Consider the following 13,269-nt stretch of genomic DNA (forward strand, 5'->3'; position numbering starts at 1 on the left):
TATGACGGCATAATTACCCGCTATACTGCTTTATTTATATAAGAAGAAACTCAATATTTTCAGCTTTTGATGTAGAATGAAGAATCAGTTTTTATCGTTGTTTATACGATGATATAGTCAAAAATATAGTCAAGTTATTTAAAGTGATGTAAAATAAAAACATAATATGATATAAATTAGGAGGTTCGATTTTGGAAAAACAAAATGTAAAAGAACAACTCTCAGATATAAAGAGAATTTTATTTCAAAGTGAAAGATACATAGAGTCACTACTTAATAGAAATTTCGATACCGATAATAAATTTTCTGTCATTAAAGATGCCACTATTTTAGGTATATTTATTAGTTTAATAGATAAGGCTCGAAGTTTAAATCTCCTATTAGAAAATAAATACTACGCTGGAAATAATACGCTTTTAAGAAGTATTTTCGAAGAGGAAATTTATCTCGAATATATTTTAAAAGAAAATACTATGAATCGTACGCGTGCATATATAGCGTCTTCAAAATTAAAAGCTCAAAAGATGTTAAAAACTGCCTCTAAAACCAACGCATTAGGTAATAAGATTAGAGAGGTTACAAATTTGGGAATATCTGATTTAGAGAAGATATTCTCCCAAGTACCTGAAGAAAACATCACTAATCTAGAAAAAGAATATTTGGATCTGACAGGAGAAACTAATCCTGATAAATGGTATAAAGAAAAAAATAATGTAACTTCTTTTAGAGGTGTTTGTGAATATTTAGGAGTTGAGCATCTAGCTAATTATGAGATTCTTTACAGATTACTTTCCCAAGAAGTTCATGGAAAAAATTCTAATTCATATTTCACAATACAAGATAATCAATTAGTAGTAGAACCATTAAAAGAAGAACCTATGGTTTTATCATTAATGAGAGCAACGGTTGTTAGTGCTGGAATCGCAATTTCAAATTATTATGATGATTCAGAAAAATTTCGTGAAATTATTTCTATTATTTAAAAAAACTAAAACAAAACAGAAAAGTCTAGTATCTTTCAAAACATGAAAGATACTAGGCTTTAATTAATTTTTTAAACTTTTTCGAGATATGCGCGTTTAGCAGATACCCATTCACCCATTTTTGTTTTGAATCGATACTTATTACCGAATTTAACAATATCCGTTACGGTAAATGCTGTACCGACTTTTAATGTTTGTAGCTTATCAGCTTTTGTAAAGTCTACACCGCTGTATGTTGAGCACACTTTTTTAACGCGGTATAAGCCAAGTGGTGCACCAGTTTTATAAAACGTTTCAGTATTATTTGATGCTACTTCTACATGAGTTGTGGAAGACTTTTTGTAGCCAAGATAATCAGCTAAAAACTTCGCGATCGCCTGGCATAGCTTTTCAAATTTTGCTTTATACGTATCAGCATCGTGTTTATTTGAGACAAAGCATACTTCAAGTAATAATGCGGGCTTAGCTGTATTTTTTAATACATATAAATCTGTACGTACTTTTTGACCACGATTCGGCAAACCAAGTGCATCGGCCATTGCTTTAGAAAGTTGCGCAGCAATAACGCCATGCTTACCATGATGCAATACTTCTACACCAGTTGCTTTTGCTACGCCGGCGTTAAAGTGCACGCTAATATCAATGTTACGAGGTTTTGAATTGTGGAAGTTCGTAATTGTGCGTAAGTTTGTTGATTGATCGCGACTAGTGTTATCGTGGAACGTCCAACCATCGCCATCATATTCTTCACGTAAGATTTGATCTACACGATTTACCACGCGACGTGCTTCATCTACTTCATCGATATAACCGCTTGCCCCTCGTACAATTTTGCCGTGTCCACTTGAAATAACATATTTATTTACCATTCTGTTCTTCCTCTTTTCCGTCAATTTTAAATTTGCCATCAATGATTTCTCGTAATTTGTTCACCAGATACTTCACTGGTGTAGGCATTGGCATACCCATGCGTTCGCTATTTTCTTCTAGCGATACTAATTCCATTAAGATGTAGTAACACGCTACAAAGTTAGGGATAACGATGCCCACATCGAAACCTAAGTGAAGTAGCAACATATAAATTAAATTGGAGATACCTACCCACATCCACATGATGCCTTTTTTGATACCGCCTTTATAAAGCCTGTTACTGCTTGTTGCATACGGACTTGATAAAATACCTAGTACAAAATCAAGTACGTTTAAGATGAATAGAAACGTTAAAAAGAACGACCATCCACCAAAGAAGTAGCTTAGTCCAGCTACAATAAATGATAAAAATTTCATGACATGTTCCATACGTCACCTTCCTTTCTGTAAAATAAAAACCCTCACAATTTGTAGGAGGTTGATTATTTGCATAATAAAAAGCCTCCACATTTGTTGTGGAAGCCTTTTAGAATTACGATTTTAAATTCCTAAATATTTTTTAAGCTCTAAGGTAGCTAGTTCTTTAATGATGCCAAATGAAGCACTAGATAAATTAAGATCTCGAATGCTAAGTCTTTCTTTTACATTTTCCCAAATATTATCTTTACGAATAGAATCTAAATACTCATGGCCATCCCATGTGATTCTAGGACATTGTATTAAAGGAATGTACGTATTAGTAGGGCGTTGCATCTTAACTTCAACGAACCCGGCATCGGATAATAAATCTAAGTGATATTTATATTTCGCGCCTTCTTCTGTTCGGTATTGAATAGTACGTGTATACTCTTCGCGTTCTAATTGAAATAATAGCTCACGAATGTATTCCATATCTCTTTGCATAGATAAAACCTCCTTCCACAACAATTATCCCTGTGGAAGAAAGGTATTACCATCATAGCTTTATGCTATTTTTGGTAATTAGGTTAATACACAAAGACCAAGCCATCTTTATTGCTATTTAATTTCAGTGACCAATTGACGGTTATTCCATCGACAATCATCGTATTGTCTGCACTACCGATTTCTGCTGCTTTCTTTGCTTCGTTTGCTAAATCATATGCGGTTTTAACTGATGCTGCGCATGCAATGTCTGTTGTGGATGTACTTGTCACACTGTTAACAATATTGGGTTTGCCAGTAATCCCCGACCATGTTGTTGTGCCAGCATCACCTTTATCACCTTTAGGCCCTTGTATACCTTGTGGCCCAGTCGCTCCTGTTGCCCCTGTATCACCTTTTGGACCTTGTATACCTTGTGCCCCCTGCGGGCCTGTGTCACCTTTATCTCCTTTGGGCCCTTGTATACCTTGCTCACCTTTATCTCCCTTTGCCCCTGTATCACCTTTTGGACCCTGTGGACCTATGGGGCCTTGAATACCCTGAATACCAATACCTTGTGGGCCTCTTTCACCAGTGGGTCCTTGTGGTCCAATATCACCTTTATCGCCTTTGTCACCTTTTAGATTGACGTAACTATAAGATGTTTCATTATTAGCTTTCACGCCCAATTGCGTACCGTTCCAGTTATAGTCGACTGCTATAATTTCATTTACTTTCGCATCTACATAAGTTTTAGACACGCCACTACCGCCACCATTAGATGATGACGCTGCAGTTTTAATGGTCTTTTTGACCTTATCAATGAATGTTGGATAATCTTTATCAAATACTGCCTCAACTTTTTTATTTTGCCCTGTTTCGTGATAGATGCGAATTTCTGTGATACGTGGCTCAACTGATACGCCCCACTCATTACTATTCAATGTAACAATATCACCCAAGAAAAAGTCTTTTCCATACTGGAATAAAGTATTTTGTATTTGACCGCTGAAAAATAACGTTTGCTCATATTCAGAAAGTTTTTCCTTACCTTTGTCAGCAAGGTCAGCTACAATATCATCTTCTGAACGATCAACTTCAACTTTATCTTTATATTCATATTCGTAAGAACGACCATCTTCATGTTCTCCTACGCCTATCAATGTGACTTCTTTTTCTTCTGTTTCAGTTACGTCTGCATCAATGTATATTTCTTTTCTTTCTAATCCAGACACGTCATCATTAACTGTGGCAATTTTTCGTTGGATTTTTTCACTTTTGCCAGCTACATAAGCAGTATTTTTGTAATTTAGTTTGCTTTCTGTATATTCTAGGCTTTTAACCGTACCAAATTCTGTACTAAAAACTACTGGTGGTCTATCTATTTGATTGGTTGAACGGTCTACACCATCGACAATATCAAATACAAATTTTTTGTTTGAAATATCAATATAAATATTCCATCCGATTCCAGTAAGTTCGCCAATATCTTTTAATTCTTCACTAATTATCGTTCCTCGTTTCACGATACGCTTTATTGTTTGTCCACGATTTAAATTTGGGGCAACAATTAAATTTGGAATGTGGCGATTAATGTTATTAGATTCGGTAATATTTGCAGTAATTAACCCTTTGAAAATACTTTCAATATTTGTGTCGAAATATGTTGAAATAGCATTATTAGCAGGTAACACAATCCGATCGGATAACCAACTTTTTAATGGTACAGCTTTAATTAGCCAATTTTCTGTAGCTTTTCCTTCTTCATCTAATTCAATCTCTCGATGAAAAATTTGAAAGGGTGTATCATACTCATTTTCAAAAAATATGATGCGATCTTGAATAAGTAAATCGGCATTATGTGCATAGCGATTAATTTTTATTTGTACTTCACCAATCGCATATAATTTATGTGTAATTGTTACAGAAGAATATAATGTGATTTCACCATAAAAATTAAATTCGCCATCTATAACGCGTAAGGGTATCATTTTAATTCCTCCTTAACCTTAATAAAAGGCCTTCCACAATGAAATCACTGTAGAAGGTTAATTTTTTGTATAATAAAAAGCCCAAACATTACGCTTGCGCTTCTTGTTGAGTATCCATCATGTTCATTAGTTCGTTGTATTGTACTGCTGTGATACGTTTACGCATTACGAACATGTCTAGCATTGTTGCCATTGTTTCATATTCATAGTTACCAGATGCAATAACTAGTTTTGCATTGTTATAAGTCATATTATCACCTCCTTTCAAGTGATACTGGATTAAAGGCCATTACTGATTTCAGTGAGCATTGTTAAATATTCCACTTGGATCTGTGTGTATGCAGAATTTTGTTCGATAGCTTCTAAACGTTCTTCTACTGTGGGTTGTGTTGTGTCTTCTTCAATTTCTTCGACAATTAATGTTTTGATTTCATGTGAGACTGTTTTGCCATCAGTAGTGTATCGTGTGATACGATAACCATCTTCAATAATTTCTTCTAAAAAATCAATCATCCTAATACCTCCTTATGGGAATAAGTACATTTCTTCGTATGTTAGACCGATACCGTCAAAAATGTAATTTGATGTAGGCTTTACTCTTAAAAGTGAATTAATATATAGTTCGCTAAAATTAAATGTTAATAGTGATCCGTTTTTTGTTGGTTTATATATTTTACCGTCAATATTAACAGTTGAGTAAGAAGTTACACTAGTGGAGTTGCCATATAATTTTAATACTACATTCTTTAATAACATTTTACCTGTAAGGATGGTAGTTGCTGTACCGTTTGCTTCTGATGTTATTTGCGTTAAGTCACTACGACTCACCACGCTATTAAACATATTACTTCCAAAAGCATCGTCAGCAATATTAGAAGTACTCGCTAAAAGTGCATTTAGTTTTGCATGTGCATTAGCGCTTATAGCAATACTTGCTGTACTTGTTGGTGTGCCCAAATTTGTATTAATTGTACTTAGTGTTGCTTTGTTAGAGTTTACATTGTTTAATATAGTTTCTTGTTTTGTTGCTGTTGGTAATTGGATTTCTGGCATATATTAAACCTCCTGTTCGTATTTAAAAATTAAGCCGTTAAAATCATCGGTAACTGTGAAACCATAACGATAATTTACACCGTTTTTGGTAAATCGTAAGGGCAATTCACTTGTGATACGTAAAAATAAATTACCTGCTGCATCTTCAGATAAAGTGTCCTTAACTTCGTTGAACCATGTTGTAAATGCTGTTTGTTTACCATTACGCCATGCCTCAAATTCTGATTGTTGCACTGAACGCCAATCGGTAAATAATTGCACCTCATTATTTCGCCAATCAGTAAATAATTGTTGTTGTTGGGCTAACCAATTTAACATTTGAGTGACATATACACCTTTTTGAGCACTAAACCAGTAATCCCATTGTGATTGAAATTCACTTGTTGGCACAGTGATTAATGAACTTACTAAACCGCATAAATTCTCATTAAAACGTTCGTCGATAAAAGTTAATGGGTTAATCACTTTATCACCATATGTGATTTTTAATTGCGCCAGCGATAATTCGTAAATATAATTGTCTCGTTGTAATGTTGGTGCTACAGGACTTTTTGATTCTTCACCTTTTTTTACAAATGCTCGGATATAGCGACTTTCTGGACGTAAATCCAAACGTAAAACGATACGATCAATACGGCTCATACCGACATTCGGAATTGCGTGTGTAAAATCTAATACTGTCGTATTTTGATAACTAAAACCTTTGATGATAGCTTTACCAACACTTAATTTTGTAGTTAAGCCGTCACCTACACTAACTCTTAGTGCTGGTACATTATTCGTGTGCAGTAATCCACTTGATAATACATTACTAAAATATGCCGCAAAGTCACTAGCTGAATACCACCGTTCATCTTCTTCTGTACTATCAAATAGCTTATATTCTTCTGCCATTCTTCCACATCCTTTCTAAACTGCGTTATAGCGTTTCTGCCATTTTAAATTAAACGTATTGTTCGTAATGTCACTTTCTGCAACATATGCAATACGATTTTCTCCAACTTCTAATTTAAAAGAAGTCAATGATGAACCAAGATCAAGCCAGTTCACAACGTTGCGCACGTTGTTTTCTGAATCAATAAAGACAACTTTCGCTGTACGATGATTTGTATCGATTACCATAGTTTCACCGATACCTAAATCTTGGTTCACTTTAATGTACTTACTAGTAGTGCGGTTAATAATTTGTGGACGAGTCGCAGGACCTTTTAATTCGATATACAACGGTGTAGCTTCGTCGCCATCGTTTAAAATAGTCCGTTCATCTAGTTGTAATCCTGTCTTATAACGTTTGACACTACTGAATGGGAATTTAAACAATGGTTTATATGGTGGTTCTGCCATTTCATTTGTTTTCCAATATGGATCTGGGGCAAGCAGATTTACGACAACACGTTGGAACCAACGTCCGACGCCATCTCCTGTAGGAAAAGATGGCACACCATCTACAATTACTTCAATTTCACGTTTTACACTACCATTCGAATATTCTAGTAACCCTGGCCCTGCCTTTGGGTTGAATATACTAGCTATTTCTTGACGTTTATTTAATAAGTCATCACGATTTTCAGCCAGGATTGCAAAATCTAACGGGATATCGCGTGATTCTAAGATCGTATCTACATAAAAACTACCGTCAACATATGGCGATTTAATTGTTTGTATATCCGCTGCTACATCACCTTTGCCACCCATAGATTCGAGCGCGTATGGAAATTCATTTGTTAATGTGACACTTTGACCGCGACCATTCGTAAAAACAACTTTTTCAGCTTGATTCGCCATTGTTTAAACACCCCATTCCATTGCTAGTTTACGTTGCTCACGCGCAGCCTTTTTAGCTAATGCTTGCGCTGATACTGTGGACGACTGGTTAATAATTGTTACAGATGGATTATAAGATTTCGATTGATCATAAGATTGAGTAGTATTCGTTGTATTAACAATTGATGATTGTCGTACAGCATCAGTACTACTTGCTAAACTCCCATATACATTTTGCATAGCTGATTGTACTTTAGCTGCTGAACGTTGTAGACCAACAATAAATCCTTCATTTGTGTACTCACCTAAACGACGCATCACGCGTGACGGACTATGAATGTCTAATTCAGTCTTTGTAGTATCAGAAATTAAATTGGCAATTTCTTCTATGGTTTTCTTTAATTCATCTTTCTTGTACTGCATACCATCAATAAGACCTTGTACGGCATCAGAACCTACGCTTGTCATTTTAGATAATTCTTTCGAACTTACATCTACTACAGCTGTCATAGCAGACTTCCATGTTTTTTTGTACTGCTTCAGTTGTGCGTTAGTATCTTTACGTAAAGCCTGAACTTGTTCTTCTGTATCAATACGTAAGCCTTCGAACTCTTTAGTGGCCTGTTGTCGTGCTAATTCACTTTTTGTTTTCCACAATTCTGTGTACTGTGATAATTGATCGTCAGATAAAGAAGTTAATGCTTTAATCTGTTGTGCTGATTTTGGTCCAAGATCTTCAAGTTCTTGCAATAATCCATCATCTAAACCGCGTGCAGCTAATGAAGCAATATCGTTCATCCAATCTTCGAGCGCACTTGTTTGTGATTGTAAATTATTGATTAATTGTTCGCCAGTTACTGTATCTTCACTCGCTGTGATTTCATCGAATAAACCAGCAAATGAGATTAATGATTTAGTACGGTCATCAACGGCTTTATTGTAGTCATCCCATAACTTCGTTGAATTTGTTACATAATCTTCTTCAGCTTTTTTGATATTAGCTAAATAAGTTTCAGTAGCTTCAAGTGCTTTCTGTTCGGACTGGTAACGTAAATCTTTCAACTTCGTCTGAATGCTTAAATATTCGTCGCTACCTTTTTTGAAGTTATCTAAACGATTTTCCCAATAGCGCACTTCCCACTCTAAGGTTTTACCGTCATACTTCACTTTGTCGTTGTAAGTAGCTTCATACTTTTTCAGACGTTCAGCTTCTTTTTGGAATGTTAAATCAGTGATTTTATCTTGTACTGCAAGATATTCTTCACTGTTCTTCTTAAACTTGTTTAAGCGTTTTTCCCAGAACTTGATTTGCTTATTCAATGAAGCATTATTGTACTTTTCTTCATTAGAAATTTGCTTTTCGTAGCGTTTCAGATTATCCGCTGCGGCTGAATCGCGCAACTCTTTGATTTTGGCGTTAAGCTCTGATTCAGAGCCTTTAACCTTTTTGCCATAATCTTTTTTCATCTGTTGCAATGCTTGAATATATTGCTTGTTAGTGATGAGATCAGCATTGTAATTATTTTTAAGCTCTTTCAAACGTGCGCTGTAATCAGATTTGATAGTAGCAATTTGTTTTTTGTTTGCTTTATTAATTTCAACATCAATCTTTTTAATACCATCAGAATAATTTTTGTACTCGCTTTTTAATTTATTTAACTGGCTAATATACTCTTTCGTATCAATCTTGCCGGCATTAAATTTAAGCTGTACATTTTTAAGGTCTTTAGTGAACTGGTCCTTAACTGCTTTGGCCTTTTTAGCTGCTGCTTGTTCGGCTTTCTTTTCGGCCGTAATACCTTTAGCGAGACCAGCATCAATGTTTTTACCGATTTCATCGCGCATCCAACGAGAAGGTGAGTGGATTCCTAAAGCGCCTTTAATTTTACTTTTGATGTTACCAGCAACTTCTGAAATGGCTTTACCAACTGCGCCAACACCAGATTTAATACCATTGACTAAACCTTGAATAATGTTTTTACCAATGGATACTAGGTTAATACTTGTCAAGAATGATTTAGCAGCATTCCAACCGTTCTGAATAGCTGACTTAACACCATTCATTGCGCTTGATACAACTGATTTCAAACTATTAAATACGCTCGTCACAATGGACTTGATGCCATTAACTGCGCTCGTTACCACACTTTTTGCGCCATTCCACGCTGATGTGATAACCGATTTAATGCCATTCATCACGCTCGTTACGACTGATTTGATGCCGTTAAATACTGACGTAACCACAGACTTAATACCATTGACCGCGCTCGTCACTACAGATTTAATACCATTCCAAACCGATGTAGCCACTGACTTGATAGCATTAAATACGCTTGTGACAGTCGATTTTAAAGCATTAAAAGCTGTAGTTGCTGCCGTTTTAATACCATTGAATACAGTCGTTAAAGAACTTTTAATACCATTCCAAACCGATGTGGCAGTACTTTTAATAGCGTTAAAAACAGTTGTAATCGTTGACTTCAATCCATTGAAAACGGATGTGGCAGTGGATTTCAAGCCATTCCAGATGCTTGTTAGTGTCGATTTGATACCATTCCACACTGACGTAGCAGTTGATTTGATACTGTTGAAAATTGTGGTGATCGTAGACTTTAATCCATTGAATACAGATGACGCTGTACTTTTTAACCCATTCCATATACTTGTCAGCGTTGATTTAATGGCATTCCATACACTTGAAAATACAGATGAAATACCGGACCATAGTGAACTAAAGAATGAAGTTAATCCAGACCATATTGCGGACGCACCACTTACAATACCAGTCCAAATTGTCGTGAGCACCGTCGAGATTACCGTCCACGCGGTGGTAAATATTGTTTTATATACGTTAAATACAGTAGTGAAATAAGCTGTTAATAAGCCCCATATCGTTTGAGCTACGGCAACGATACCAGTCCAAATTGTGGAGAGTACAGTAGAAATTACTGTCCACGCGGTTGTGAAGATTGTCTTATATATATTAAAAACAGTCGTAAAGTAAGCAGTTAGTAATCCCCAGATGGTTTGAGCGACTACAACAATACCATTCCATACAGCGGTTAACGCCGCAACGATACTGGACCATGCGCTTGATAGAAATGAACCTATCGCTGTAACTGTAGTCATGAAGATAGTTGAAATACTCGTCCACAGATTTGCGAAGAACTCTTTAATTGCTCCCCAATTGCTGTAAATTAATACACCTGCCGCAACTAATGCCGCGATAGCAGCTATAGCAATTGCTACTGGTGCGGCAATGGCGGCGAAGGATGCACCGACCACGCCTGCGACGGTGGCTATGACACTAAAAACAGGTGCTAACGCCATACATGCCGCAACGACAATACCGATTATAGCCCCTACAGCTGTTAAAGCCGCAACTAATGAAGTATTTTCGCTTACCCAATTGGCTATTTTTGCAACAAATTGTGCTACTTGCGTAAGTAAAGGTGTTAACGCTGTTTTCACATCATTTAATGCTTTTTGCAATTGCACAGCTGGATCTGCATTCAAAGTTGATACGTCTTTAGCTAAGTTTTTTTGGTTGTTTGATAAATCTACAGTTGCTTTCGATGCGTTCGTTAGTGTTTCAGTAATATTAGCGCCTTGATCTTCATACATCGTCCCGAAAATGGCCGTTCCTAATGCTAAACGCGTCGTATCGTCATCAATAGTAGACAACCATTTAGACACTTCTGTCATCGCTTGCGAACCTTTTTTACCGCCTGCAGCTACATCTTTGCCCCATTGTTGGAATTTCTCTTTAGACATATCGGTTTTAGATAATAATTCACCAAGAGACTTTGGAATTTCTTGACCAAATTCAGTCATGCGAATACGGCCTTCTTTAATCCCATCAAGCAAGTTATCAATATTCCAAGTCCCCGTATCAACGCCTGCTGCCATAATAGCTTGAATCTCTTGAGCATCGTAGCCAGCCATTTTAAGCTGCGTCCCATATTCAGAGATTATGTCTAGTTGCTCGGACGGGAACCCGACTTTAAGAAGGGCATTCGTCATGCCAAGTGCTTCCTCTTGTGAAATCCCCATACTCTTACCCATCTCATAAGATTCTTGAATAAGCTCATTAAAATCAATATCCGCATATGCACTGGCAATCATACCTGCACCTTGTACGATTTGAGCATTTGTTTTATCTGATGCATCACCATTTAACGCCCATTGACGTTGTACACCTTTTAGCGCTTCTTCTCCATCCACCCCATACGCTTCGATACCTTTTACAGCATCACGTACAGACGCTTTACTACTTTCAGGAACATCAAACATAATATCGATTTTCGTATTTGTAGACGATACATCTAGTGCTTGCTGTACAGCTGCTGCTAAACCACCGCCAGCTGCTAAGCCTGCAATGCCAGATTTTAAACTATCGCCAATACCTTCTACAGCATTTTCTGTTTGTTCCGCTTGTCGTGCAATTTCTTGCAACTCACGTTGTAGGCGTTGTAAATCCGCAGCGCCACCATTACCTGCTTGAATTAACGCTGAACGAAATCGGTCTAAGTCTGCGCCAGCACCTAATGCTTCACGCCCAATAGCTGTTAAAGCTTGTTGCAATTGCTGACTGCTTGCACGTCCTTGTGAAATAGCCGCTGATAAACGTGGACCTAGCACATTAGCAAATTCAGCTGCACTTGTCCCGGTAGCTTCGAAAAAACGATTTAATTGTTGTGTAGACGATGCTACCGCCTGTTGTTCCGAACGTGATTGTTGTAATGAAGCATTCAAGCTACTTAGCTGTGCTTCTGTTTGGCCAAGCTCACGTTGAAATGCTCGGTATTGAGATACGCCAAGATCACCACTCGCAAATGCGGCTTCAACTTGTGCTTGTGCCTGTCGTAAACCGTCTAACTTTTGTTCGGTTTGTTGAATTGATTGACTTAATAAATCTTGCTGTTGCGTCACCAAAGTAATATTGTTTGGATCTAACTTCAAAGCCGTCTGTACTTGCTTCAATTCGGCTGTTAACCCTGCTGAAGTATCTTCTACTTGTTGTAACGAGGCTCTTACTTGGTCTACGACTGTCGGTATTGGATTTAGTTCATTACGCATTTGTTGCAAATCTGCATTAACTTGGTCAATTGAGCCACCTGTGTTAATTTGATTTAACGCATCACGTAAACGGTCTATATCAACATCAGCACCGATAGCAGACTGGCCAATTTTAGTAATAGCTTGTCCAATTTGTGCAGCGGATGCTGTACCGTTCTGAATAGCTGTTGTAAGTTTACTACCTAATACTTCTGCAAAATCTGTTACCGTCGTGCCAGTCGCATTAAAATACGTTTCTAATTGCTGCGTATTTTGTGCAAGGTCTTGTAATTGTTGCTGGGAACGTTGTAATTGACTGCTTAGGCCGTTTAGTTGACCTTCTGTAGTCTGTAGTTCGCGCTGAAATGCACGATATTGCTCTACACCGATTTGGCCAGATCTAAATTGTGCTTCTACTTGTGATTGTGCATCTTTTAATTGCTGTAATTTCTGTGATGTTGTAGCGATACGTTCACTTAAAATTTGCTGTTGCTGTGCGATAAGTGTTGTATTACCAGGATCAAATTTTAACGCGCGCTGGACTTCCTTTAATTCATCTTGAAGCTTTTTTGATTGTTTATTTACATCACTTAAAGCTGTTTCAAGACCTGTCGTATCGCCACCGATTTCTACTGTAATTCCTTTAATTCTGCTAGCCATGTTCCACC

11 protein-coding genes are annotated in these 13,269 nt (G+C 36.9%); 1 reads left to right on the forward strand and 10 read right to left on the reverse strand.

Annotation, left to right across the window (positions count from 1 at the left end; all coding sequences use genetic code 11):
• Nucleotides 1–191 precede the first annotated feature (191 nt).
• Nucleotides 192–983, forward strand: coding sequence for a DUF5677 domain-containing protein (locus tag QI30_RS08875; RefSeq protein ID WP_126990560.1), 792 nt, complete (start codon nucleotides 192–194; stop codon nucleotides 981–983).
• A gap of 71 nt (nucleotides 984–1,054) precedes the next feature.
• Here QI30_RS08875 and QI30_RS08880 read toward each other — a convergent pair whose 3' ends face one another.
• The 10 genes from QI30_RS08880 to QI30_RS08920 form a co-directional block, all read right to left on the reverse strand.
• The gene (locus QI30_RS08880) at nucleotides 1,055–1,852 is read right to left on the reverse strand and encodes an N-acetylmuramoyl-L-alanine amidase (protein WP_158621018.1); all 798 of its coding nucleotides are present in this window, start codon (nucleotides 1,850–1,852) and stop codon (nucleotides 1,055–1,057) included.
• The gene (locus tag QI30_RS08885; RefSeq protein WP_126990562.1) at nucleotides 1,842–2,282 is read right to left on the reverse strand and encodes a phage holin family protein; all 441 of its coding nucleotides are present in this window, start codon (nucleotides 2,280–2,282) and stop codon (nucleotides 1,842–1,844) included. The genes QI30_RS08880 and QI30_RS08885 overlap by 11 nt, the downstream gene beginning before the upstream one ends.
• A 111-nt stretch (nucleotides 2,283–2,393) precedes the next feature.
• Nucleotides 2,394–2,756 carry a DUF2513 domain-containing protein gene (locus QI30_RS08890; protein WP_126990563.1) on the reverse strand — a complete coding sequence of 121 codons (363 nt, stop codon included), beginning with the start codon at nucleotides 2,754–2,756 and terminating at the stop codon, nucleotides 2,394–2,396.
• A gap of 83 nt (nucleotides 2,757–2,839) precedes the next feature.
• Nucleotides 2,840–4,726, reverse strand: a complete 1,887-nt coding sequence (locus QI30_RS21165) for a Gp37-like protein (protein ID WP_126990564.1) — start codon at nucleotides 4,724–4,726, stop codon at nucleotides 2,840–2,842.
• Nucleotides 4,727–4,814: 88 nt separating this feature from the next.
• Entirely contained in the window at nucleotides 4,815–4,976 is a 162-nt protein-coding gene (locus QI30_RS20440; protein WP_158621019.1) for a hypothetical protein, read from the reverse strand.
• A gap of 29 nt (nucleotides 4,977–5,005) precedes the next feature.
• Nucleotides 5,006–5,239 carry a hypothetical protein gene (locus tag QI30_RS08900; RefSeq protein ID WP_126990565.1) on the reverse strand — a complete coding sequence of 78 codons (234 nt, stop codon included), beginning with the start codon at nucleotides 5,237–5,239 and terminating at the stop codon, nucleotides 5,006–5,008.
• A gap of 12 nt (nucleotides 5,240–5,251) precedes the next feature.
• Nucleotides 5,252–5,779: a hypothetical protein gene (locus QI30_RS08905; RefSeq protein ID WP_126990566.1), complete on the reverse strand. Its 528-nt coding sequence runs from the start codon at nucleotides 5,777–5,779 to the stop codon at nucleotides 5,252–5,254.
• 3 nt (nucleotides 5,780–5,782) lie between these two features.
• Complete coding sequence (locus tag QI30_RS08910) at nucleotides 5,783–6,673, reverse strand: hypothetical protein (RefSeq protein ID WP_126990567.1); 891 nt, start codon at nucleotides 6,671–6,673, stop codon at nucleotides 5,783–5,785.
• Between the two features lie 15 nt (nucleotides 6,674–6,688).
• Nucleotides 6,689–7,564: a phage tail family protein gene (locus QI30_RS08915; protein ID WP_126990568.1), complete on the reverse strand. Its 876-nt coding sequence runs from the start codon at nucleotides 7,562–7,564 to the stop codon at nucleotides 6,689–6,691.
• Between the two features lie 3 nt (nucleotides 7,565–7,567).
• Nucleotides 7,568–13,261: a hypothetical protein gene (locus QI30_RS08920; protein ID WP_126990569.1), complete on the reverse strand. Its 5,694-nt coding sequence runs from the start codon at nucleotides 13,259–13,261 to the stop codon at nucleotides 7,568–7,570.
• Between the last annotated feature and the right edge of the window lie 8 nt (nucleotides 13,262–13,269).

This window comes from Candidatus Kurthia intestinigallinarum (assembly GCF_003991225.1).
In the GTDB taxonomy this organism is placed as follows: domain Bacteria; phylum Bacillota; class Bacilli; order Bacillales_A; family Planococcaceae; genus Kurthia; species Kurthia populi.